General features: G+C 29.1%; 3 protein-coding genes and 1 pseudogene. All 4 read right to left on the minus strand.

From position 1 onward, the window contains the following. Positions 1-187 precede the first annotated feature (187 nt). Positions 188-415, minus strand: coding sequence for a hypothetical protein (locus B2217_RS16110; RefSeq protein ID WP_180906539.1), 228 nt, complete (start codon positions 413-415; stop codon positions 188-190). A 272-nt stretch (positions 416-687) separates the two neighbouring features. After that, entirely contained in the window at positions 688-906 is a 219-nt protein-coding gene (locus B2217_RS16115; RefSeq protein ID WP_180906538.1) for a hypothetical protein, read from the minus strand. Positions 907-1,035: 129 nt separating this feature from the next. After that, positions 1,036-1,539, minus strand: a complete 504-nt coding sequence (locus tag B2217_RS16120) for a hypothetical protein (RefSeq protein ID WP_115002034.1) — start codon at positions 1,537-1,539, stop codon at positions 1,036-1,038. An 11-nt stretch (positions 1,540-1,550) separates the two neighbouring features. Further along, positions 1,551-2,994 (minus strand): annotated as a pseudogene (locus tag B2217_RS16125) (hypothetical protein); the annotation flags it as partial.

Below are 2,994 nucleotides of genomic sequence, written 5' to 3' on the forward strand. Positions count from 1 at the left end.
GGAGCTACAATGTCGGATGTAGCAAAATTTGAACTGAATAAAACAATTGGGACTACTGGACAAGATTTTCCTACTGCAGACCAAATCAACCCATTAGCAGAATAAATTAATTCTTGTAAAATCAAAAACCCCTTAAGTTTTATTAAACTTAAGGGATTTTTGATTGCTAGAAAATAAAGAGAAAATATTAGAGATTATTCTTAATCTCTTGATCTAAATGATATTGAACAACTTCTATTGCATTAGTTACCACATCACTTAAAGCAACTACAAAATCACCTTTTTTAGCCATAGCTATACTATGTGCTATTGCTTCGGTTTCTTTTGAAATAATTTCATAAGGAAAACTTGAATTAACTTCATGAATTCCTTTTACAAGCAAATCTATAATTTCTTCTTCTGTTCTACCTCTCAAATTTATATATCGAATATTGTTATAGGATTTAATTTATTAAAATTTTGTAGATTTTAAAAAAAACATTGTCTGGAATTCAATGAGAACATTGAATATAACATTTTGAATTTCTTAATTTTAGTTGGATGCCTCAAGTTTACAAAAGAATTAAAAAAATAAATGATAGATTTTATAATAAATCGCAACTCATAGATATCAATAAAATTATGTAAAATTCAAAATATAAAGAATACGTTTTAATGATTCTTAGTAATTAAGGAAAAAACAAATTATTATTTTAATGCTTTTTTTAAAATTTCGTCTAGATTTTTAAGAGTTTGTTCATTAACTAAAATAGTAGATTTTTCAATCATTTTAGTTTTAAAATTTTCACAACAAGCTATAATACTATAACCATTAGCACTTTCAATAAATTTGGGATTTTCATTATGTTCAGGACAAACTTCAAATTCTATTTTATATTTAAGGAATTTATAATCGAAGCGATTCATAGTTATTGTTTTAATAAATATAGTGATAAAACATTATTGTAATTAAATGAACATTCATTAAAAAATAAAACCCAATGAATATAAAAAATATCATTAGGTTTTATTCTTTAATTTTGAAACTTCAAATTTTTATTTCCAATAGTTCCAATTTGTTCCATCAAATACAGCGAGCGTTTTACTCACTGTATCATAACACATCATTCCTGCATAGGGACTTTTGACGGTCAAATGAGGATTCGAAATTTTTGGTAATACCATGGCTTTATCCGTAGCCTCTAATACTAAAATACCTGTTGCTGCAGAAGTTTCAGCACCCATAATGACCCCATTTCCTATATCATTGGATGTATTTGAAATAAGGTTTGATGTATTTCCTATATCGCTGAGATCTTTCCATACATTATTTTCAACCATACGTACCTTTTTTGTATTAATGTCAAAGACAAATGTTCCATTAGTAGGTGATACATTTGTAGTATTGGTTACAGCAGGTAAAATAATGCCTTTTGAATTTGTAGGACTCTGATCAAAATCTAATAAAGTATTTGAACCTACAACGTTTGTTTTTCCTATTGCAACTTGAGCATAAGAAAAACCACTTAAAATTAATATAAAATAAACAAGATTTTTCATAATTAAAACCATTATTCGTTACAAGATTTTGATATACATTTCCAAGTCGCTCCATTGTACAATTTGATACAACTCGCACTGGTATCATAAATTAACATTCCTTCCTGTGGTTGTAGTACATTTGCTGGATTAGATACTCTCGAAATGACAAAACCTTTATCCTTAGATTCTAATACAACAAAGCCATTTGGCACATCAGCAGGCCATGTTGATCTTGGAGAAGCTAAAGACGATATTCCTATACCTGTAGATGGTATACCTGCAGTTGAAAAATCACCTTGTTTAACACATACATTATTTTGACAAATTAGATTTCCATCATTCGCAGTTGGATTACTTACATCTATTTTTAGATTATATATATTGATAGTATTAATTACACTTGCTAAAGAAGATATTTCAAATTTTACTTCATTAAACGGTTTGGTTGTTTTAAAGCCATAATTTGTTTGACCCGTACCTACATTTATTATTCCCAGTAAAGATAAATCTAATAAATCAGTTCCTGCTATTGTTTCTTGCAAATTGCCATTTAAATAAGTTTTAATAAAAAATGTTTCTAAAAGATCTAATTTTACAATACCGACTACATCTGCAATTGTAAATCCTACATTAGTACCAGTTGGATAAATATTTGTTAAATCTAACACGCTTATTCCTGCCTTTCCTGCAACACCAATACCTAAACTTAATGTTGCATAATCTGTAGTAGAAGGACTAATCAAATTTTGAGAATTACTTACACTACATAAAGCACAAACAATACCTTCTAACCCTGTTTTAAACTGATTAATAACAACTGGATGAGTAGGTGTGTTTTCAATAGGATGATTAGTACTACAATCAATTGGATTTTGACATGGATTCAGGAGATATAGATCGTATATCTTAATAGTTCCTAACGAAATTCCTACAGGTTGTTCATAAATTAATTGTATTTCATCAAATGCGGCAGGCGCTTTAAATCCTAATGTCTTTCGGATGTTGGTCGCGACATTTGCTCCCAAAAGGAAATTGCTTCCTTCTATAATCCCTACTTGTGCATTATTTCTTAATAATCGAAGTTTTAGTTTAGGCAGAACAGCTACATTAATCAAACTTGTAAATTCAACATCAAAAGAAACATATGCTCCTACACTAAATGGTGTCAATTGTTTGTGAATAGCTATTGTCGCTGTACTAAGTGCTCCCACCGGAATATTAATGCTAGCATATGTTAAAGGATCATTATCTAATATATGATCAATATCTACAATATTACCGACTGTTGCAATGCCTGTAACTCCTGTATTATTACCAATACTAACAGGATATTGATTCTTCCCTATTAATGTATTCGTATTACACGCAAATGCTGGTCCTTCACAAAATTGTTTGACAATCATATTATAAATCCTTGTCTCACCTAACAAATCAACACTCAATAATGTTGACATTCTAAATTGAACCTCATCA

Origin of the sequence: Empedobacter sp. UBA7620 (assembly GCF_002484185.1) — a bacterium.
In the GTDB taxonomy this organism is placed as follows: Bacteria; Bacteroidota; Bacteroidia; order Flavobacteriales; family Weeksellaceae; genus Empedobacter; species Empedobacter falsenii_C.